The organism is Paraburkholderia silvatlantica (assembly GCF_003096715.1).
In the GTDB taxonomy this organism is placed as follows: domain Bacteria; phylum Pseudomonadota; class Gammaproteobacteria; order Burkholderiales; family Burkholderiaceae; genus Paraburkholderia; species Paraburkholderia silvatlantica.
The window spans coordinates 48,954-69,727 of record NZ_QEOL01000038.1 but is presented as its reverse complement, the minus strand read 5'-3'; the positions used below and the strand labels follow the sequence as shown (position 1 = coordinate 69,727).

Below are 20,774 nucleotides of genomic sequence, written 5' to 3'. Positions count from 1 at the left end.
TGCCCGTGTGAAAGTAGGTAATCGTCAGGCTCCCTATGCTGTACCGTCCAGAACCCCGGTCTCTCCTGAAGAGAACCGGGGTTCTGGCGTTTGGGCGCGGGAAATAGACAGCTGGATGATCAGCCATTGAATGACGCCGCAAAATCCCCTCACGGCCAGCTCGGCTGGCCGCGATGAGATTCAGGCAAGGAGCGCGCCGACGCGATGCCGGCACTGGGTTCAGTGCCTGCGGCGAACCCGGTCGAGCACGTGATGCTCGGCTAGCCAGTGATGCATCATGCCTTCGCCGTCGTGCTCTTTCCGGTAGGCGCGCGATTCGAAAATCGATAGCCCAAGCAGAACCAGCAGACCCACAGCAAGACCGATCAGACCCGCAATAGTTTCGGCATCCATGGCAGCCTCCTGTCGATTGCAGCCATGTCCGTATCTTAGAACAGTGTCGCAACGGAAAAAATAGCGAGTTCAGCCGCTTCGCTACCGGCTGGAGTGTCGGACGGATCACCATTCAGAGAGGATTTGAGACGATGTACCGTGTTTATCTGGCCCTTGCAATGACCGCTTTGCTTTCGGCGTGTGCCGACAACGCAACGACCCACCGCCACGGCACCCCTCCGCAGGATCCGCCCGACTACCACGGTGTGCCGACCGACGATCGGCCGCCAATGATGATCGATAACCCGTCGCCTGCTCAGTAAGCGCCGACGCCTGGCGCGAGCGCCGTTAGCGCAACTGCACAGAGATGGGTACGATCGCGCCGCTGATGCGCGGCAGCAAAGGCGAGAGCGTCAGACCGCGCGCGGCCATGAAGACGAGCAGGGCGATCCACAACCCATGATTGCCGAGCGGCCCGACCAGCGCCCATGATGCGCATAAAAATACAGCCAGCGACACCGCCATGGCTTGCATGAGTTCGCGCGTGCGCGTCGCGCCGATGAAAACGCCGTCCAGCAAAAAGCCCCAAACGGAGATGAGCGGCGAAAGCGCGGCCCATGGGAGGAATGCCCGGGCGGCGGCACGCACTGCCGGCTGGTTGGTTAGCTGCTCGATGATCCACGGACCGCAGGCCCAGTAGACCAGAGAGAAACCGAAGGCGCCCAGTGCGGCCCAGAACAGATTGACTTTCACGGCCTGGCGGAACGCATTGCGATTACCCGCGCCGATCGCTGCGCCTACCAGCGCCTCGGCCGCATGGGCGAACCCGTCGAGGCCATAGGCCATGAAGGTCTGGAAGTTGAGGAGCAGGGCGTTCGCGGCAAGGATCGCGTCGCCTTGCTTCGCGCCGAGATGCGCGAACCATCCAAACGAGCCCAACAGACAAAGCGTACGCAGAAAGATATCGCGATTGATCGCGACGAGGCGCTTGAGCGCTGCCGGCTCGAGCACGATTCGCAACGCGAGCGGCGCGAGAGCGCGAGGACGAAGCCTCCACAGCACGCCGGCGCCGAAGACGAACCCGAGCGTATCGGCCGTAGCCGTCGCGGCGCCGATTCCGGCGATGCCCCATCGCAGCCCATACACATAGGCGAGCACCGCAACGACGTTCGTCAGATTGATAAAGATCTGCGAAAGCAGCGCGATGCGCACGCGCTGAGTGCCGAGTAGATATCCGAGCACGACGTAGTTCGCCAAAGCGAAAGGCGCAGAGCCGATGCGCGCAAGGCAGTAGACTCCGGCGTTGCGTTGCACGTCGGCGCTGCCGCCAATAGCGGCAAGCGTGTACCGGATCAAGGGCGATTGAATCAGCAGGATCGCAGCGCCGATCGCGAATGCCAGCAGCAGAGCGCGCACGACATTCGCGCGCAATGCAGGGAGGTCGCGGGCGCCGTAGGCCTGCGCAACGAGTCCCGTCGTTCCCATGCGCAGGAAGCCGAAACCCCAAAACACGAAGTTGAAGAACAGGCCGCCTAGTGCAACGCCGCCAAGATCGGCCGCGCTGCCGAGGTGGCCTGCCACAGCCGTATCGACGGCACCGAGGATCGGCTGCGTGAGATTGGCGAGGACGATGGGAAACGCGAGCGTCAGCACGCGTCGATGCCAGTCTCGCCGGTTGGGCAGGGCCTCGGCGCCGCTCAAGCGCGTTCCTGCACGCACACCCAGGGCGAGACGACGACCGCCCACAACTCCGGCTTGCGCGCCGCGTAATCGGCTGCGGTTTCGCCCGGCATACGTGCGACGAGGCCCGAAGACAGCCATTGCATGACGACCGCACTGTCGTCGTTGGCGATGGCCTCCGCCACGCTGACGAGGTCGAGGTCGCGCGCCACGCTCAGCAACTTGCCTTGCGCGAAGAAACGTTCGAGATCCTGCCAGTCGATCTTGGCGGTTTCGCCGAGCAGCTTGGCGTACGTCGAACTGGGGTTGGCGTCTTCGATAGTCATGATGATTGGAAATTCGTTGCGGCCAATACTATAAACGATAGTTTGCCTGCCGACCGCCGGCGGGATGGCGAACGCCGAATCTGCGCTATTAATCACATTAATAAGTCGATATTCTGGCTTGTGGCGACAAAATACAGACAATAAGACACATTAAATCAGTCAAACATCTGATCTAAGCGCGCAGTGAATTGATGTTTCAATTCTGTACACCACATCGGATAAATGCATTGTTGCGTGCGTTTGCACACTAAAGCCGGCTGCTTCGAAAATGAGAAAAGCGCCGTGCTTTAACCCGGCGATCGAGGCTCGCAAAACCCCTCGGCAAAGCCGTGTGCTTCAGCCTGAGCAGCCCGTCCAGCAAGCCTTTACGCCGTTCGACGACTTGTCTCTGTACATCAATGAAGCGTGCGATCTTATGCGCAGCTGCAGTTGATTCGGCATCCTCATTCGTTGCTGAAAAGTGATGCGACACATAATCCGTGCGCCGTAGCACATTTTCGGGCTAATTAAGTGATTGCGCCGCAGGAAGCGCGTTGATAGATTGCGATTCGGCGCATGGTAAACCGGTCCTTTGCCGATATGCGCCAAACCCCCGTTAGCCCGGCGCCATGCCGGGCTTTTTTTCGTCTATTGATTTGGCTGGCCGTAGCTGCGCATCTCAACGTGCGGGAAGTTCTCGAGTCGGATCGATCGAACGCCCCTGATATCGCAACTCGAAATGAAGCATCACGCGATCGTTGTCGCTGCTGCCCATTTCCGCAATCTTCTGCCCTTGGGCGACGCTCTGACCTTCCTTCACGAACAATGCCTGATTGTGCGCATAGGCCGTCAGGTAATCGCCGCTGTGCTTGATGATCAGCAAGTTACCGTAACCCCGCAGCCCATTGCCGGCATAGACCACGGTGCCGGGCGCCGCGGCGACGACGGGCGTGCCGGCGGCATTGGCGATGTCGATGCCCTTCGAATTGCGGCCGTCAAAGTTGCGGATGACCTGGCCGCTGGTCGGCCAGACGAGCGAAATCGACGGCGCGGCCGCCGTCGAAGGTGAGGATGAAGGTGCGGATGCCGCATCGGTCGTGTCGGCGCTCTCGCGCGGGGTAGTCGCTGCGCTACGCGGCGCGCCACCAGTGCGGGCGCTCGCGGTGCCGGCGGGCGGTTCGACGCGCAGGACCTGGCCGACTTCGATGGCGTCGGGGTTCGACAGATTGTTCCAGCGCACGATGTTCTGCACGGACTGGCGATTGCTGCGCGCGATCTTGTACACGGTGTCGCCGCGCTCCACGCGATAAAAGCCAGGGCCAACCGGAGCCGATCCGCACGCCGCGAGCAGCGCAACGAGCGCCGCACACGCAATCCGTCTAATTCCTGGTGCCAACATTGAACCTCGCATGACCTTGCCTCGACGGACCACGGTCCGTCGCGCTGGCAAAACGCCTGATTTTAGCGGGTTTGGAAACGCAATTGGGGTTTTGCCTGACGAATGACTGACGAGAGCGGCAGCATCCATACCGGCGCCGGCCCAGCACGGCGCCGGTGCCGCGCGATCAGCCGCCGAGTGTCTCGACGCCGATGCGCAGCGTCGCCGTCTCCGTCTGACCCGGTGCGAGCCAGCGCAGGCCGAGGCCGTTGTGGATCGCATCGGGCAGACCCAGCCAGGGTTCGACGCAGTAGAAGTCGGAGTCCGCGGCTTCCGTCCAGGTCGTGACCGCATACCAGGGAAGCGAACCCGGCCGGTTCAGATCGATCGTCACCGCGCGGCCGAGTCCTGGTGCTACGAGGCGCACTGGCGTGGCGGGCGGCGTTGGCTCGAGCACATGGAAGCGGTCGATGATGCTTGCGTCGTCGAGCCTGTATTGCGCTTGGCCGGGTTCGGGCACGCTGATCGAACCGTCCGCGAATTGATAACGGCGCTGGCTGGCCGGCAGGTCGAGCGTCGTCTGCGCGCGCTGGGTGTGGGGCAAGGCGAAATAGAAGTGATGGCCCGCATACCAGGGAAGCGGATCCGGGCCGGAATTGGTCGCGGCGAGCGTCACGTCGAGCGTATGCGCGTCGGCCAGCCGGTAGGCTGCCTGGAAGCGAAAGGAGAACGGGTAGCCGGCGCGCGTGGCTTCGGAGTCGACGAGCGTCATCTGCAGGCCGTGCCCATCGCGGTCGACTTGCGCCGCGAACGGCAGGTCGCGCGCGAAGCCGTGCATCGGCAGATCGCGAACCACGCCTTGGGCGTCGCGCCAGCGTCCGATCTGGCCGTCCACGCGATGGCGGCCAAGGAAGGGGAAGAGCAGCGGATTACCCCCGCGCACGCGTGCCGGCTCGCTCCAGTTCGCATTGTCCGGCCACACGATGACCGGCTGGCCGCCGACGTGCCACGAAAGCAACCGGCCGCCGGCCCACGGCGCGAAGCGCAGCGTCGAAACACCGCGGGTGAGGGTGAGGATGTCCTGTTCTGGATGGGCGTTCATGGGCGGGCCTGGAGTGGGTGAAAGGAGGGTGGCGCGTTTGCGCTGGGCAGACGCGGATTTTGCGCCGCTTTCTCATGCGTGAAAACCCTCGTCGGGAAAGCGTGGGTGTCGTTGACCGACCAGAGTCAGCATAATTCGCATGACCGTGCGGTGGCGCACAGAGCATTTTCGCAGGAGACCTCCCCATGGACCTCGCTATGACAATGAGCATGGCTCTGTTCAGCCTCTTTGTCGGCAGCAGCGCGTATTTCTTCTACAAGATGGCGCGCTGATCGCGCCGCGTTCCGTCCCCACTCGTTTGATTCCCCGCGAGCGCGACAAGCGCGTTCGCGCCAGGATTCCTGCATTCGCAGCCAATTTTGTTGCGACGCGGTAACTTTTCTGACAAATCCATCTTCAAGCTTGGCGCTGCAATTCGGCCCAGGCATAATCGGTGCGCTTTGCCGCACCGGCTCCGCAACGGTCCGGCCCCTTACACTACCATTACGAGGATCCGCGCGTGAGTCTCTGGTTTCTATTCTTCCTGAGCGTGCTGCAAGGCGTCACCGAACTGTTTCCTGTGAGCAGCCTTGGCCATACGCTGCTCGTGCCGGCATTGTTCGGCATGCACATCGACAAGCACGCGCCGCAATTGCTGCCGTTCCTTGTCGCATTGCACCTGGGGACCGCCATCGCGCTGCTCTGGTATTTCCGCGAGCGCTGGGTCGCGTTGATCAGCGGCTTCTTTGCCTCGCTTGGCGGCCGCAAGAACGACGACGGGCATATGATGTGGGCGCTCATCATCGGTACGATTCCGACGGGTATCGTGGGCCTCGTGCTGGAAAAGCGCATCGAAGCCATCTTTCACGATCTGCGTATCGTCGCGGCTGCGTTGATGGTCAATGGCGTGCTGCTGTGGTTCGGCGATCGTCTCCAGCGTGCGCGTGCGCATCGTCCGCCCGAGAAACTCACGTTCCGCCAGGCATTTCTCGTTGGCCTTGCGCAGATCGGCGCGCTCATTCCCGGCTTTTCGCGCAGCGGCCTCACGATGATTGCCGGCAACGCAGCGGGCCTCACGGCAGAAAAGGCTGCTGAGTTCTCGTTCCTGCTCGGCACGCCGATCATCTTTGCGGCGGGCGTGCTCGAACTGCCCAAGCTTTTTCACGCGCGCGATCAACTGATGACTGCGGTCGTTGGCGGCGTGCTCACGGGTATTGCGGCGTGGCTGAGCGTGAAGTTCCTCATGAGCTATTTCGAGGGACGCGGGCGCCTCGCTTCGTTCGGTGCGTATTGCCTGATCGCAGGCGCGATTTTCCTCGGCTGGTTCGCATTGCATCAGCAGCCGGTTTGATTCGGCCGCCAAGGCCTTGGCAGGTGTGACGAGCGAGGCGCGACCGCGTGGGACGATCGCGGTATAATCCAGCCCCGTCTTGGCGAGGCCCGCTTGCGGCCCGCGCACTTTCACGCGACAGTAGCTCAGCTGGATAGAGCATCGGCCTTCTAAGCCGAGGGTCGGGGGTTCGAGCCCCTCCTGTCGCGCCAGATCAAATCAACAAAAAGCCCGGCCTTCACTGCCGGGCTTTTTTGCTTTTTCACGCACCACGAATCCAGGCCGATTCCAACCCCTCACGCCACGAGCCGCAACGACACCGGTTCCTCGGCCGCCTGCGCGAGAAAAACCATGCGGCGAAACTCGTGCGGGCTCGAAATGCCGGGAATCGGCGTAGCGATCAAGCCCCCGCCGCCGACGACGAGCGAACCATAGTCGAATATCCGGCCGATCAGGCTTTGCTCGATCCGCACGCTCTCGATCCTCGCGAGCGTCAGCTCCACCGTGTGGCGGCGCACCGCGCCGAACCTGGCCACGACGCGCTTGTTGGTCACGGCAAATTCCGTCGTCCACCAGGCGAGTAGCGACGCGCCGAACAGTCCCAGCCCTGCGGCAAAAAAACTCACCGCTGCGAGAGGCGACGTCCCCACCGTGCCGATGAGCACGCCCCAAACCATGAGCAAAAGGCTCAGTGTGACACGCGGCCCCATCGCCCAGAAGCAGGGGTGTCCCTCGCAGACGATCCTTTCGCCTGGCAGGAGAGTCGATTCGACGTATTTCACAATGACCTCCGTCAAAGTTGGTGCAGTAATTAATTTGTAAGGTAATACATCTCGTGGCGTAGGATCCGTGGTCAAACGTCGCGGTTCAGCGCCCCGCAGGCGCATGGTGCGTGCGAGAGCGATGAATCCGCGGAGCAATAAAAAGGGCAGCCCGAGGGCTGCCCGTCAAACCGGATAAGTAACATCCGGCGCTCGATAGGGGCGTTTAGAGCGTGACGTCGAGCGCGTTAGTCAGATCGCCCATCGGCTGGGCGCCGTTGCTCTTGAGCGCGGCGTCGCGGTTGGCAAGTCCCGGCAGCGTGGGCAGCGAGAAGCGGCGCGTGATGAGGCGCAGGATCGAGGTCGTGTCGTACTGCGTATGGTCGACGTAACCCTTCTTCGCGTACGGCGAGATGATGAGCGCCGGAATGCGCGAGCCCGGACCCCAGCGGTCGCCCCTGGGCGGCGCAACGTGGTCCCAGAATCCGCCGTTTTCGTCGTAGGTGACGACCACGACCATGTTGTTCCACTGCGGGCTCTTCTGCAGATGCGCGATGACGTCCGCGATGTGCTGGTCGCCGCTCGCCACGTCCGTGTAGCCCGCGTGCTCGTTCAGGTTGCCCTGCGGCTTGTAGAACGCCACGGCCGGCAGTGTGCCGGCGTCGATCGCCTTGATGAACGCCGTGCCGTCCATGCCGCCGTCGAGCAGGTGCTTCGCGCGCGCGTCGGTGCCCGGCGCGTAGTTCGCGAAGTAGTTGAACGGCTGATGGTGCGGCTGGAAGTTCGGCGCCGTCATGTTCGCGCCATAGATCACGCCCGAGGTGCTGTTCTGCGCGGCGCTCACGGCTGCGCCCCAGGCGCCGCTGTACCACGCCCACGTCACGCCCGCGTTCGAGAGCAGATCGCCGATGTTCTGGGCCGTTTGCGCGGGCAGGGTGGTGGGGTTCGACGGGTCGGCCAGGTTCGCGTCGCCGCCCGAAGCGGCTGCGTTGCCGCTCGGCTGATACGGCGGCTGCATGGTGTTGACCGCGTAGAAGTCCGGCGTCAGATTGCCCGACTTCACGAACTTCGGCGGGCCAATGAGCGCCGACTTCGGCGAGTTCGACGCGAGGGTGAGTGAGACGCCGTCGGCGTCCACGGTCGAGATCGCTGGCTTGGCCGGGTTCGTGTCCGCGTTCGCGTAGTACGGCGTGCACGCGCAAATCAGCCACTGGTGATTCAGGAACGAGCCGCCGAACGCGCCCATGAAGAAGTTGTCGGCGAGCGTGTATTGCTGAGCGATCTTCCAGAGCGGCAGCTTTTCCGCACTCGCGGTGTAGTGCCCCATCACGAGACCGCCGGAGTCGCCATAGGCAGCGAACATGTCGTTCTTGCCGCCGTGAATCTGCATCTGGTTCTCGTAGAAGCGGTGATAGAGGTCGCGCGTCGTGACCGAGAGCGGCACGTTGTAGCCCTTCGCGTCGTCGATGGCGAACGGCGCATTCGGCATGTTCCCGGTCATCGCCGCAGTCACGGCGGGCGTGACGCCCGTTTGCGTGAGACCGTTCCAGACGGTCGGCAGCGTGGCCAGCACGGAGCCGTCGCGATCGAGCTGCTGCGCGCTTTGCACGCTCACGTTCTGCAGGCCGTTGGCGCCTGGGAAGCTGCCGTACAGGTTGTCGAAGCTGCGGTTTTCCGCGTAGATCACGACGATGTTCTTCACCGACGAAAGGCCGGGCTTGCTGCTGTCGTTGCCGCCGCAAGCCGCGACGACCAATACCGACGCCGCTACAGCGATCGGCGTGGCATAGAACCATTTTCTGTTGATCATTTTTCTCTCTCGCGTTGGGGGCCCGCATGGAGGCCGGCGCGAATGACACCGGCATTCGGGCGAGGCGCAGTGTCGCAATCGATTTTGACAGCGATATGTAAAAAATTACATTTAGCTTTTCCATTGCCTTTGATTGAATGACATCCGTCTTACGCCATGTCATTGGAGCGTCACATTCCTGACATACGCTTTCGCGACTTCGATGCGCGGGTCAGCGCATCGGCATTCGCACTGCAGCGGCGCGACACCACGCGCGCGCCGCGCTCAAGCTTCGGGGACCAGGCATGTTGCGTAGATTGGCGCGTCGTTCGACGCGAACGGAAGGTGAGGCGCGGGTTCGATCGCGTAGCGGCGCGCGCCGCCACGCGGGGCGCTTCGTGGCGGCGGCGGGGCTGTCGTTGCTGCTGACGGCATGCGACGGCAGCACGTCCGCCTCCGCCGGCGCCGACGCGGCGACCGGTGCTTCCGGCAGCGCTTCGCGCGCGCACGATGCCAACGGGAATGCGCGCGCCGTACAGGGCGTGAAGCCGATAAAGATCGCCGCGTCGGCGCAAGGCGGCCAGACGCGCGCCGAGGTCTATGCGCAGGTGCGCCGCATGACGGCGCTCGGCAAGCAGATGTTCTTCGACCCGTCGCTCTCGGGCTCCGGCAAGATGGCGTGCGCGTCGTGCCACAGCCCGGACCATGCATTCACGCCGACGAATTCGCTCGACGTACAGATCGGCGGCGCCGACATGCGACGCCAGGGCATGCGTGCCGTGCCGACGCTCAAGTATCTGCAGGCGGTGCCGGCGTTCGCCGAGCACTACCACGACTCCGATGACGATGGCGATGAAAGCGTCGATGCCGGTCCGACCGGCGGACTCACGTGGGATGGCCGCGTCGATCGGAGCTCGGACCAGGCGCGCATCCCGTTGCTCTCGACGTTCGAGATGGCGAGTTCGCCGAGCAAGGTCGCAGAGGCCGTGCGCGCGGCGCCCTATGCGGGAGCGTTTCGCGAGGCTTTCGGCGCGCGTGTCCTCGCCGACGACGATGCGACTTTCAGTGCAGTGCTGAAGTCACTGGAGACATTCGAGCAGTCGCCCGAGGTGTTCTATCCGTACACGAGCAAGTACGATGCGTACCTGGCCGGCAAGGCCACGCTCAGCGCCGCCGAATTGCGCGGGCTACAGCTCTTCAACGACGAGAAGAAGGGCAATTGCGCGAGCTGCCATATCAGTCAGCGCGCAAAGAACGGCTCGCCGCCGCAGTTCAGCGACTTCGGTCTGATCGCCGTGGGCGTGCCGCGCAATCGTGCGCTTGCCGTGAATCGCGACCGCAAGTTTTTCGATCTCGGCGCATGCGGTCCGGAGCGCACGGACCTCGATCACCGCGCGCAATTTTGCGGGCTCTTCCGCACGCCGACACTGCGCAACGTCGCGCTCAAGAAGTCGTTCTTCCACAACGGCATCTATCACTCGCTGGAAGACGTGCTGCGTTTCTACGCGCGGCGCGACACGAATCCGGAGGAGTTCTATCCGGTTGTGAAGGGCAGGGTGCAGAAGTTCGACGACCTGCCGCAGCGCTACTGGGTGAATCTCAACACGGATCCGCCGTTCGATCGCAAGCCGGGGGACGAGCCGGTGTTCAGCAACGCCGAAATCAAGGACGTGATTGCGTTTCTCGAGACGCTCACTGACGGCTGGCAGCCGGGCGGGCATTGAGGAACTGGCCGCCGCCGGGCAGGCGGCCTTGCAGGGCGAGCCGAAAAAAGGGTGCGTGTTATGCTTTTCGCCGATTCGTTCAGTCCGCCGAGGAGAACACACAATGTCCAGCATGCCCCGAACCCTTCACACGCTGAGCGCCCTGGGCGCGGCGCTCTTTGTCGCCGTTGGCATGGGCAGCGCGCATGCCGCCAATCTGGGCTTCCTGAACAACACGCCCATGTCGTTCATGAACCAGGCGGACTACAACTCGCTGCAGAGCGCCGTGCGCGATGCCGTCGAGCACAAGGCCGACGGCGAGGTCATGAACTGGTCGAACGAAGGCTCGCGTAACAGCACGCGTATCACCTCGACCATCACGCCGTCGAACACGCAAAAGGAAGGCGACAAGACGTGCCGCGATACGGAGGTCGTCATCAACGCGAAGGGCCAGTCGATGACCCTGCGCCCGCACTTCTGCCGCACGGGCCAAGGTGCCTGGGTTTTCCAGAAGCAGCACTGAGCGCGCGGTGAACGGCAAGATCGTTTCGTGCGGCATCGTGCTGCTCGATCCTGAAGGCCGCGTGCTGCTCGCGCACGCAACCGGCACGAATCACTGGGACATTCCGAAGGGGCAGGGCGAGCCTGGCGAGACCGAATCGCAGAGTGCGCGCCGCGAGATGGTCGAGGAGACCGGCATCGATGTCGCGCCGTCGCGGCTCGTCGACCTCGGGCGCTACGTGTACCGGCGCGACAAGGATCTGCACCTCTTTGCCGCGCGCGCGGGTGCCGATGAACTCGACCTCTCTCGCTGTGTTTGCGTGTCGTTGTTTCCGCGACGCGAGGACGGCGTGATGATTCCGGAAATGGACGCCTGGCGCTGGACCGCGCCCGGCGAAGTCGATCGCTACGCGAGCCGCAGTCTCGCGCGACTCTTCAACACGACGCTCTCGCTCGCGGAATTGCACCGCAGACTTTAAGGCCGCTATCGCTAGCCGCTGCCGAAATGAAAAGGCCCGCACTGATTCGTGCGGGCCTTTTGCCTGCCTGCCTGCCGGCGGACGCGGCGAGTCGCTTACTTGCCCCAGCTGTCGCGCAGACCGACGATGCGGTTGAATACCGGCGCACCCGGCTTCGAATCGTAGCGGTCGGCGACGAAGTAGCCATGGCGCTCGAACTGATAGCGGTCTTCCGGCGCGGCGTCGCGTGCGCCCGGTTCCAGATACGCCTGCACCACGCGCTTCGAATCCGGATTGAGCGCTTCGAGGAAGTCGCGGCCGCCCGCGTCGGGCTGCTCTTCGCGGAACAGGCGATCGTAGAGACGCACTTCCGCCGGGCACGCATGCGCTGCGCTGACCCAATGAATGTTGCCCTTCACCTTGTAGTTGTTCGCGCCTTCCGTGCCCGACTTGCTGTCCGGGAAGTAGTTGCAGTGCACGGCGATCACGTTGCCGTTCTCGTCCTTGTCGGCGCCTGTGCATTCGATCACGAAGCCGTAGCGCAGACGCACCTTGTTGCCCGGGAACAGGCGGAAATAGCCCTTCGGCGGCGTTTCGTTGAAGTCCTCGCGCTCGATCCACAGTTCGCGCGAGATCGGGAACGTGCGCAGGCCGCGTTCCGGATGATGCGGATGCACGGGGGCCGTGCAGTCCTCGCTCTGGCCTTCGGGATAGTTGTCGATGATGAGCTTGAGCGGGTCGAGCACGGCGGCCGTGCGCGGGGCCTTGTCGTCGAGGTCGTCGCGCAGGGCGCCTTCGAACACGCTCATGTCGATCCACGAATCGACCTTCGTCACGCCGATGCGTTCGCAGAAGAGCTGGATCGCTTCGGGCGTGAAGCCGCGGCGGCGCACGCCGACGATGGTCGGCATGCGCGGGTCGTCCCAGCCTTCCACATGGCCTTCGGTCACGAGTTGCAGCAGCTTGCGCTTGCTCGTGATCGCGTAGGTCAGGTTCAGGCGCGAAAACTCGATTTGCTGCGGCAGCGGGCGCGTGAACACGCCTGCGTCGGCCAGTTCGTTGAGCACCCAGTCGTAGAGCGGGCGATGGTCTTCGAACTCCAGCGTGCACAGCGAATGCGTGATGTTTTCCAGCGCGTCCGAGATGCAGTGCGTGTAGTCGTACATCGGGTACACGCACCACTTGTCGCCGGTGCGGTAGTGATGCGCGAAGCGGATGCGATAGATCACCGGATCGCGCATGTTGAAGTTCGGCGACGCCATGTCGATCTTCGCGCGCAGCACATGCGCGCCTTCCTCGAATTCGCCCGCCTTCATGCGGCGGAAGAGGTCGAGATTTTCGTCGACGGAGCGATCGCGGAACGGCGAGTTCTTGCCGGCTTCGGTGGCCGAGCCGCGGTTCGCGCGCATCTCTTCCGGCGACTGGCTATCGACATACGCGCGGCCGCGCTGGATCAGCAGTTCGGCGAATTCGTAGAGCTTGTCGTAGTAGTCGCTCGCGTAGAAGAGGTATTCCTTGTCGTCCTTCTTCCACTCGAAGCCGAGCCACTCGACGGCGTCGATGATGGAGTTGACGTACTCGACGTCTTCCTTTTCCGGGTTCGTGTCGTCGAAGCGCAGGTGGCACACGCCGCCATAGCGCTTCGCCACACCGAAGTTCAGGCAGATGCTCTTCGCGTGGCCGATGTGCAGATAACCATTCGGCTCCGGCGGGAAGCGCGTTTCGACGCGCTGCGCCCACTTGCCCGACTGGTTGTCGTCGTCGATGATGTTGCGGATGAAATTGGATGCCGCAGGCGCGTCCGTGCGGTCGGCGTCTTTACGTTCGGTATTCATGCGAAAAGGGAGTCGTTCGAGGGCGCCCGTCAAAAGGACAAAAGCGCGTAACCGGGCGCCCGATGGTGTCTTCCATTCTACCTGACGCGACCGGCCGTGCCAGTCCCGGTACCGGATCGTCGCGCAGACCACAACACGCGAGGCAAAAAGGTGACGACGAGTAAAACGGCTGTGCTGGTGCTGCCGGGCTATATGGATTCGGGGCCGGGGCACTGGCAGACGCGCTGGGAAGCCGCCCACGCGGGCTTTGCACGGGTGCAGATGCCCGACTGGATGCACCCTGACTGCGAGGCGTGGTGCGCGGCGCTGGAGGCTGCCGTACAACGCGCGCCTGCTGGCGTGCGCTTCGCCGCCCACAGCCTTGGCTGCCTGACCGTGGCGCATTGGGCTGCGCATCACGCGAGCGCGGCGACGCGCGCGAAGGTGGCCGGCGCGCTGCTGGTGGCGCTGCCCGATCCGCACGGTCCCGAATTTCCGCGCGACGCGCGGGGCTTCGATCCTGTCCCGCTGGCGGCGCTGCCGTTTCCGGGCGCCGTAGTCGCCAGCAGCGACGATCCGTATGGCGGCGTGGCGTTTTCGCGGCGCTGCGCGCAGGCGTGGGGAAGCCGCTGGATCGACATCGGCGCGCGCGGGCACATCAATGCGGACAGCGGGCTCGGCGACTGGCCGCAGGGGCTGGCGTGGCTGATGTCGATGGGGCAGGAGGGCGGCTAGGCGGGCGCCCGCGCGTTACACCACGCCCCTGCTGCGCAACGCCGCCACGTGCTCCTCGCCATAGCCGAGCACTTCGCGCAGTACCGCATCGGTATGCTCGCCGAGCGTGGGCGGATGGCTCGCCACGCGCGGCGGCGTTTCGCTCATGCGGATGGGATTGCCCACGAGCCGCGCCGTGCCGCCCGAAGGATGCGGCACGTCCACCTGCAGCCCGCGCGCGATCACCTGCTCGTTCTCGAACACTTCGGCGAGGTTGTTGATCGGCCCGCACGGCACGCCCGCGGCTTCGAGCGCGCTGATCCAGTCGGCTTTCGTGCGCTTGCGGATCAGGCCGGCGACGATCGGCACGAGCGTATCGCGATGGCGCACGCGCGCCGGATTGGTCGCGAAGCGTTCGTCGCCGGCAAGCTCGGGCTGGCCCGCCACTTCGACGAATTTGCGAAACTGCCCGTCGTTGCCGACGGCGAGGATGATCCAGCTATCGCTCGTCTGGAACGCCTGATAGGGCACGATGTTGGGATGCGCGTTGCCCCAGCGCGCGGGCGGATTGCCGCTCGCCAGGTAGTTCGAATTCATGTTCGCGAGCATCGCCACCTGCACGTCGAGCAGCGCCATGTCGATGTACTGGCCCACGCCCGTGCGGTCGCGGTGCGCGAGCGCCGTCAGCACGGCGATGGTCGAATACATGCCGGTCATGAGGTCGGCGATCGCGACGCCCGCCTTTTGCGGGCCGCCGCCGGGCAGCGCGTCGCGCTCGCCGGTGATGCTCATGAAGCCGCCCATTCCCTGCACGATGAAGTCATAGCCCGCGCGCGAGGCGTAGGGCCCGGTCTGGCCGAAGCCGGTGACCGAACAGTAGACGATGTCGGGCTTCACCTCGCGCAGCGACGCGTAGTCGAGGCCGTATTTCTTCAACTGGCCCGCCTTGTAGTTCTCCAGCACGACATCGCTTTGCGCAGCCAGTTCGCGCACGATGCGCTGCCCCTCGGGAGTGGCGATATCCACCGTCACCGAGCGCTTGTTGCGGTTCGCGGCGAGGTAGTAGGCGGCCTCGGCCGTGTCCGCGCCATCGGGCGTCTTCAGGTAGGGAGGGCCCCAGTGGCGCGTGTCGTCGCCGGCGCCGGGGCGCTCCACCTTGATCACGTCGGCGCCGAAGTCGGCGAGAGTCTGTGCGCACCACGGGCCGGCGAGGACGCGGGTGAGATCGAGTACGCGGATATGGCTGAGAGCGCCCATGCTGTGTCTTCCAATGTCGTTCTATGGCGGGCCGCGAGCGCGCGTTGCGCGCCGGCCGGTGCCGCCCATGGTAAGCGAAAAGGCACGGTCTGGGTCAATATTCGGTACAAGGTTTCGCACTGCGGAACAAGATCGCTCGACCTTTCGCGTCGCCGCGCGCCCTGTCGCGCCCGTGCAAACCACCCGGACGCGCCGCCGCGAGCGCGCGGCGATCCCGTATAATCGTTCGATTCAGCAGCGGGGCTTGCATGAGCAAGGTGAGCCCCGAGCGCGACCACGACAAAGATTGCAGCACCGTACGTCCCAGGAAGGACCCAACGCACGCCATGAAAGCCGCCGACATCCGCGAGAAATTCCTCAAGTTCTTCGAATCGAAGGGCCACACGATCGTGCGCTCGTCGAGCCTCGTGCCGGGCAACGACCCGACACTGCTCTTCACCAACTCGGGCATGGTGCAGTTCAAGGACGTGTTCCTCGGCACCGACAAGCGCCCGTACACGCGCGCCACGACCGCGCAGCGCAGCGTGCGCGCAGGCGGCAAGCACAATGACCTCGAGAACGTCGGCTACACGGCGCGTCACCACACGTTTTTCGAGATGCTCGGCAACTTCTCGTTCGGCGATTATTTCAAGCGCGACGCGATCCACTACTGCTGGGAACTGCTGACCAAGGTCTACGCGCTGCCGGCGGAGAAGCTCACGGTCACCGTCTACAAGGAAGACGACGAAGCCTTCGACATCTGGGCGAAGGAAATCGGCGTGCCGGTGGAGCGCATCATCCGCATCGGCGACAACAAGGGTGCGCGCTACGCCTCGGACAACTTCTGGCAGATGGCCGACACCGGTCCCTGCGGTCCGTGCTCGGAAGTGTTCTACGATCACGGCCCGGAAATCTGGGGCGGCCCCCCGGGTTCGCCCGAAGAAGACGGCGACCGCTTCATCGAGATCTGGAATCTCGTGTTCATGCAGTTCAACCGCGACGCCCAGGGCAACATGACGCCGCTGCCCAAGCAGTGCGTCGACACGGGCATGGGGCTGGAGCGTCTCGCCGCGGTGCTGCAGCACGTGCACAGCAACTACGAGATCGATCTGTTCCAGAATCTCATCAAGGCGGCTTCGCGCGAAACGAACACGCCTGACCTCACGAACAACTCGCTGAAGGTCATTGCCGACCATATCCGCGCGTGCTCGTTCCTGATCGTCGACGGCGTGATTCCCGGCAACGAAGGCCGCGGCTACGTGCTGCGCCGTATCGTGCGCCGCGCGATCCGCCACGGCTACAAGCTCGGCCAGAAGAGCGCGTTCTTCCACAAGCTGGTTGCGGATCTCGTCGCGGAAATGGGCGCTGCCTACCCGGAACTCGCCGAAGCGCAGCAGCGCGTGACGGACGTTCTGCGCCAGGAAGAAGAGCGTTTCTTCGAGACCATCGAGCATGGCATGTCGATTCTCGAAGCCGAACTCGCGGACCTCGAAGCCAGGGGTCACAAGACGCTCTCGGGCGAACTCGCGTTCAAGCTGCACGACACGTATGGCTTCCCGCTCGACCTCACGGCCGACGTTTGCCGCGAGCGCAACGTCACGGTCGACGAACCGGCGTTCGACGAAGCGATGGCGCGTCAGCGCGAACAGGCGCGCGCGGCAGGCAAGTTCAAGATGACCCAGGGCCTCGAATACTCGGGCGCGAAGACGACGTTCCACGGCTACGAGGAAATCGCGTTCGACGACGCGAAGGTCGTCGCGCTCTACGTGGACGGCGCATCGGTCACCGAGGTGAAGACGGGCCAGGACGCCGTGGTCGTGCTCGACCACACGCCGTTCTACGCGGAATCGGGCGGCCAGGTGGGCGACCAGGGCGTGATCTCGAATGCGAGCATCCGTTTCGCCGTGGCCGATACGCTGAAGGTCCAGGCCGATGTGAGCGGCCACCACGGCACGCTCGAGCAGGGCACGCTGAAGGTTGGCGACGTCGTGAAGGCGGAAATCGACGCCATCCGCCGCGCCCGCACGGCGCGCAACCACTCGGCCACGCACTTGATGCACAAGGCGCTGCGCGAGGTGCTCGGTTCGCACGTGCAGCAGAAGGGCTCGCTCGTCGACGCGGACAAGACACGCTTCGACTTCGCGCACAACGCGCCGATGACGGACGACGAAATCCGCCGCGTGGAACAGATCGTCAACGCGGAAGTGCTCGCGAACGCGCCCGGCATCGTGCGCGTGATGTCGTATGACGATGCGGTGAAGGGCGGCGCGATGGCGCTGTTCGGCGAGAAGTACGGCGACGAAGTGCGCGTGCTCGATCTCGGCTTTTCGCGCGAACTGTGCGGCGGTACGCACGTCACGCGCAGCGGCGACATCGGCCTCTTCAAGATCGTGATGGAAGGCGGCGTGGCCGCGGGCATCCGCCGCGTGGAAGCGATCACCGGCGACAACGCCGTGCGCTTCGTGCAGGAGCTCGACGCGCGCGTGAACGCGGCAGCGGCGGCGCTCAAGGCGCAACCTTCGGAACTGACGCAGCGTATCGCGCAGGTGCAGGACCAGGTGAAGTCGCTGGAAAAGGAACTGGGCGCGCTCAAATCCAGGCTCGCTTCGAGCCAGGGCGACGAACTCGTTGGGCAGGCCATCGAAGTGAACGGCGTGCACGTGCTGGCCGCGACGCTCGATGGCGCCGATTCGAAGACGCTGCGCGAGACCGTGGACAAGCTCAAGGACAAGCTCAAGAGCGCGGCGATCGTGCTGGCGGCTGTGGACGGCGGCAAGGTCAGCCTGATCGCGGGCGTGACCGCCGAGGCGAGCAAGAAGGTCAAGGCCGGCGAACTCGTGAACTTCGTCGCCCAGCAGGTCGGCGGCAAGGGTGGCGGCCGTCCCGACATGGCGCAGGCAGGCGGCACCGAACCGGCCAATCTGCCGGCGGCGCTTGCCGGCGTGAAGGGCTGGGTCGAAGCGAAGCTGTAATACGAGGCGTGGCGGCGTGAACGCCGCTTTGCGACGAAGAAGGGCTGTCCGTGAGGGCAGCCCTTTTTGTTTCCCGCGCGGCTTATACGGTGTGAAGGCCTGCGGGCGCGGCTGCGGCTTCCCCCAATGGCGACGCCGCTGCGCTGCCCGTGCGTTGCGCGTGCTCGAGCAGCGCGTCCTTCAACGCGCCGAGCGCGGGTGAAAAGTGGCCTCGCCGCCAGGCGAGCAGTGTGTCGATCTGCCCGAGCTTGCCGAGCGAATGCATCGTGACCTCGTCGGCGCCGCGCTGCAGTTCGAGCACCGAGCGCGGCGCGACGGCCACGCCCGCGCCCGCCGCCACACACGCGACGATCGCGTGATACGAGCCCAGTTCCAGCACGCGCGAAGGCCGGATGCCGTGCTCCAGATACCAGCGCTCGACATAGGCGCGATACGTGCAGCCGCGCTCGAACGCGACGAGCGTGGAGAGCGCGATGTCGCCCGGCTGGCGGATCGGCCGGTGGCCGCGCGGCGTGAGCATCACGAGTTCTTCGCGATAGACCGGCACGAATTCGAACACCTCGGGGTTCGGCAGACCGTCGAGCGGAGTGGCGATCAGCGCGGCGTCGATTTCGTATTCGCGCAGGCGCCCGATCAGCGTGCCGGTCGTGCCCGTTTCCAGTTCGAGCGTGACTTCGGGCCAGGTCTGGTGATAGTGCGCGAGCAGGCCGGGCAGGCGGCTTGCTGCAGCGCTCTCCATGGTGCCCAGGCGCAGGCGTCCCGCCGGGCGCCCGGCCTTGAGCGCATGGCGTGCTTCGTCGGCGAGCGCGAGCAGGCGCTCGGCGTAGGGCAGCAGCGTTTCGCCGGCGGGCGTGAGAATGAGGCGGCGGCCTTCGCGCGTGAAGAGCGGCGTGCCGAGCTGATCTTCGAGCTGCCTGATGCGCGTGGTCACGTTCGACTGCACGCGGTTGAGCTTGGCAGCGGCCCGCGTCACGCCGTTTTCCCGCACGACCGCCCGGAAAATCGCCAGTTCGGCGAGGTCCATAGTTCTCTCCTCGGGATGCATCGATTCATGATAATTCATTTTTCGTGAACGATGGAATGGCCTACGATGGTCGGCAGTTGCTTAATCCGCCGATCTCATGAACGACTACGTCCCCGGCACCCTCCGCGTTTCCGGGCCGCGCCCGCATGCCGGACGCCGCGCGGCGCTGGCCTGCATGGTGACGCTCGCCGTCGCGCTGGGCGTCGGGCGCTTCGCCTTTACGCCGCTCCTGCCGCTGATGCTGCACGGCGGCGCGCTCGACCTGCGTCACGGCGGCTGGCTCGCCTCGCTGAACTACGCGGGCTACTTCGTTGGCGCGATCAGTTGCGCCGCGCTGCGCATGGCGCCCGCGAAGCTCGTGCGCGCGGGCCTCGTGGCCACCGTGCTCCTCACGGTCGCGATGGGCCTCACGCAGCAGTTCTGGATTTGGGCGGTGGTGCGCTTCGTGGCGGGCGCGGTGAGCGCATGGACATTTGTATTCGCCTCGCAGTGGGGCCTGCGGCGGCTTGCGCAGCTCGGCGCGAACGAGTGGGCAGGCGTGATCTATACCGGTCCCGGCGTCGGCATCATTGCGACCGGGCTGTTCGTGAGCGCGGCCGGCGGTCTCGGCGCGCGCACGGGCTGGATCGGCTTCGGGCTGATCAGCGCGCTCCTCGCCGCCGCCGTCTGGCCGGCGTTTGGAGAAGACATGCGCGCGCTCGCGCCGAGTCCCGCCGCGCGTGCCGCACAGGCCACGGCAAGCGCCGCGCACGCGCAGCGCGAAAGCCGGCGCGCCGACGCCCTCTGGCTCGTGCTGCTCTACGGCGTGCCGGGCTTCGGCTACATCATCACGGCGACGTTCCTGCCCGTGATCGCGCGCCACGCGCTGCCCGGCTCGGCCTGGCCCGACCTGTTCTGGCCGATGTTCGGCGCGGCGCTGATCGCCGGTGCCCTGCTGGCTGCGCGCCTGCCGTTGCATTGGGACAACCGGCTGATGCTGGCGGCCGCCTACGTGCTGCAGGCCGTGGGTATCGCGCTCGGCATCGTCTGGCCCAACGCCGCGGGCTTCTCGTTCGGCAGCGTGCTGATCGGACTGCCGTTCACGGCGATCACGCTTTTCGCGATGCGCGAGGCGCGTCTGCTGCGCGGCGAGCATGCCGCCGCGCTGATGGGCTATGCGACGGCCGCCTATGGCGTCGGGCAGATCGCGGGGCCGCTCGTGGCCGCGCCGCTCACGGCGTCGACAGGCTCGTTCTCGCCGTCGCTCTGGCTCGCGGCCGGTGCGCTCGCGGCCGGCGCAAGCGGGCTCGTATGGCGGGCCTGGCATACGCGCGAGGCCGCACGCCGACTCCGATAGCACACTGATATGTATGGACCGTGTCAAGTGCCGAAGCGCCGGTTCCCCTAAGGTTGACGAGTCAAGGGCGGGCGTCAGCCCGGCGTAGCGGACCCTTGACCCGACGTCGGTTTTCCATGCTATGCATTGGTCGTGAGGGGCGGCGCTTGCGCGCTCACGACCATGCGAGACCGTCTTTTTGACGGTCGTCATCACAGGATGCTTGGGCCAGGACGAGGCGGTTATCCGACGGTTGATCATTCTGATATGCGCGGGTTGGTTACCGCATGACAAACGAAGCGTCGGGGAGCTGCCTCAATCTAGTTTCGAGGGTTGTGCTG

Annotated in this window: 17 protein-coding genes and 1 tRNA gene; 8 read left to right on the top strand and 10 right to left on the bottom strand. The window is 64.8% G+C overall.

The window, feature by feature from the left end:
- Positions 1-219: 219 nt before the first annotated feature.
- The 5 genes from C7411_RS37725 to C7411_RS34385 form a co-directional block, all read right to left on the bottom strand.
- Positions 220-393, bottom strand: a complete 174-nt coding sequence (locus tag C7411_RS37725; protein WP_165822956.1) for a hypothetical protein — start codon at positions 391-393, stop codon at positions 220-222.
- Between the two features lie 327 nt (positions 394-720).
- Positions 721-2,073, bottom strand: coding sequence for an MATE family efflux transporter (locus C7411_RS34400; protein WP_165822953.1), 1,353 nt, complete (start codon positions 2,071-2,073; stop codon positions 721-723).
- Entirely contained in the window at positions 2,070-2,378 is a 309-nt protein-coding gene (locus tag C7411_RS34395) for a DUF2288 domain-containing protein (protein WP_110388548.1), read from the bottom strand. The genes C7411_RS34400 and C7411_RS34395 overlap by 4 nt, the downstream gene beginning before the upstream one ends.
- A gap of 658 nt (positions 2,379-3,036) precedes the next feature.
- The gene (locus C7411_RS34390) at positions 3,037-3,756 is read right to left on the bottom strand and encodes a peptidoglycan DD-metalloendopeptidase family protein (protein ID WP_110388547.1); all 720 of its coding nucleotides are present in this window, start codon (positions 3,754-3,756) and stop codon (positions 3,037-3,039) included.
- A 166-nt stretch (positions 3,757-3,922) separates the two neighbouring features.
- A complete protein-coding gene (locus C7411_RS34385) occupies positions 3,923-4,837 on the bottom strand; it encodes an aldose epimerase family protein (RefSeq protein WP_110388546.1) in 915 nt (304 codons plus the stop codon).
- A gap of 499 nt (positions 4,838-5,336) precedes the next feature.
- On the opposite strand from C7411_RS34385, the gene C7411_RS34380 reads away from it, so the two are divergent.
- Positions 5,337-6,167: an undecaprenyl-diphosphate phosphatase gene (locus C7411_RS34380; protein ID WP_042270983.1), complete on the top strand. Its 831-nt coding sequence runs from the start codon at positions 5,337-5,339 to the stop codon at positions 6,165-6,167.
- Positions 6,168-6,281: 114 nt separating this feature from the next.
- Positions 6,282-6,358: transfer RNA gene (locus C7411_RS34375), tRNA-Arg, on the top strand.
- 84 nt (positions 6,359-6,442) lie between these two features.
- On the opposite strand, the gene C7411_RS34370 is transcribed toward C7411_RS34375, so the two are convergent.
- Both C7411_RS34370 and C7411_RS34365 read right to left on the bottom strand, forming a co-directional pair.
- Complete coding sequence (locus C7411_RS34370; RefSeq protein ID WP_165822955.1) at positions 6,443-6,928, bottom strand: PH domain-containing protein; 486 nt, start codon at positions 6,926-6,928, stop codon at positions 6,443-6,445.
- Positions 6,929-7,133: 205 nt separating this feature from the next.
- Positions 7,134-8,717 (bottom strand): acid phosphatase, encoded by a 1,584-nt coding sequence (locus C7411_RS34365; RefSeq protein ID WP_221207243.1) that lies wholly within the window; start codon positions 8,715-8,717, stop codon positions 7,134-7,136.
- 284 nt (positions 8,718-9,001) lie between these two features.
- Between C7411_RS34365 and C7411_RS34360 the strand changes: the two genes are divergently transcribed.
- From C7411_RS34360 to C7411_RS34350, 3 genes are all read left to right on the top strand, one after another.
- On the top strand, positions 9,002-10,420 hold the full coding sequence (locus tag C7411_RS34360) for a cytochrome-c peroxidase (RefSeq protein ID WP_110388544.1): 1,419 nt from the start codon (positions 9,002-9,004) through the stop codon (positions 10,418-10,420).
- A gap of 103 nt (positions 10,421-10,523) precedes the next feature.
- Positions 10,524-10,922 carry a hypothetical protein gene (locus C7411_RS34355; protein ID WP_110388543.1) on the top strand — a complete coding sequence of 133 codons (399 nt, stop codon included), beginning with the start codon at positions 10,524-10,526 and terminating at the stop codon, positions 10,920-10,922.
- 7 nt (positions 10,923-10,929) lie between these two features.
- Positions 10,930-11,379 carry an NUDIX domain-containing protein gene (locus C7411_RS34350; protein WP_110388542.1) on the top strand — a complete coding sequence of 150 codons (450 nt, stop codon included), beginning with the start codon at positions 10,930-10,932 and terminating at the stop codon, positions 11,377-11,379.
- Positions 11,380-11,474: 95 nt separating this feature from the next.
- On the opposite strand, the gene C7411_RS34345 is transcribed toward C7411_RS34350, so the two are convergent.
- Positions 11,475-13,193, bottom strand: coding sequence for a glutamine--tRNA ligase/YqeY domain fusion protein (locus C7411_RS34345; protein ID WP_110388541.1), 1,719 nt, complete (start codon positions 13,191-13,193; stop codon positions 11,475-11,477).
- Between the two features lie 150 nt (positions 13,194-13,343).
- On the opposite strand from C7411_RS34345, the gene C7411_RS34340 reads away from it, so the two are divergent.
- Positions 13,344-13,907 (top strand): RBBP9/YdeN family alpha/beta hydrolase, encoded by a 564-nt coding sequence (locus C7411_RS34340; RefSeq protein ID WP_110388540.1) that lies wholly within the window; start codon positions 13,344-13,346, stop codon positions 13,905-13,907.
- Positions 13,908-13,922: 15 nt separating this feature from the next.
- Here the strand turns inward: C7411_RS34340 and C7411_RS34335 are convergent, their stop codons facing one another.
- Entirely contained in the window at positions 13,923-15,143 is a 1,221-nt protein-coding gene (locus C7411_RS34335) for a CaiB/BaiF CoA transferase family protein (RefSeq protein ID WP_110388539.1), read from the bottom strand.
- A gap of 326 nt (positions 15,144-15,469) precedes the next feature.
- Between C7411_RS34335 and alaS the strand changes: the two genes are divergently transcribed.
- A complete protein-coding gene (gene alaS, locus C7411_RS34330; protein ID WP_110388538.1) occupies positions 15,470-18,094 on the top strand; it encodes an alanine--tRNA ligase in 2,625 nt (874 codons plus the stop codon).
- 82 nt (positions 18,095-18,176) lie between these two features.
- On the opposite strand, the gene C7411_RS34325 is transcribed toward alaS, so the two are convergent.
- The gene (locus tag C7411_RS34325) at positions 18,177-19,118 is read right to left on the bottom strand and encodes a LysR substrate-binding domain-containing protein (RefSeq protein ID WP_110388537.1); all 942 of its coding nucleotides are present in this window, start codon (positions 19,116-19,118) and stop codon (positions 18,177-18,179) included.
- 97 nt (positions 19,119-19,215) lie between these two features.
- Between C7411_RS34325 and C7411_RS34320 the strand changes: the two genes are divergently transcribed.
- On the top strand, positions 19,216-20,454 hold the full coding sequence (locus C7411_RS34320) for a YbfB/YjiJ family MFS transporter (RefSeq protein ID WP_243413442.1): 1,239 nt from the start codon (positions 19,216-19,218) through the stop codon (positions 20,452-20,454).
- The last annotated feature ends 320 nt before the right edge of the window (positions 20,455-20,774 follow it).